Below are 246 nucleotides of genomic sequence, written 5' to 3'. Positions count from 1 at the left end.
GTTTTTGAAATTACCGCGGGTGCTTCAGGTTCTTTGGGGCCATGCGCTTCTGCTAGGCGGTCATCCCCTAAACCCACTTCGCTCAGGATCTCGGAAAAAGGTCGCAAATTTGTGGTGGGCATATCCGCCGGAACGGCAACGCCCTGGATATTAGGCTGCTCTTTATGGTGACCATCTGGTCTACCAAGGGGGCGGCTGCTATCTCTCATTTGGCTTTCTCCAGTACCGTTTTAACCCTTTCCATAA

At 52.0% G+C, this 246-nt stretch carries 1 pseudogene; it reads right to left on the bottom strand.

Going from position 1 to position 246, the window contains the following annotated elements:
* Positions 1 to 209: pseudogene (locus tag AC3XQU_RS24535) on the bottom strand (hypothetical protein); the annotation flags it as partial.
* Positions 210 to 246: the final 37 nt, after the last annotated feature.

The sequence above is a fragment of the Telluria sp. AZSoR62 genome (assembly GCF_058111565.1).
Note: the sequence above shows the minus strand (reverse complement) of the source record. Positions and strands in the feature narration are given on the sequence as shown.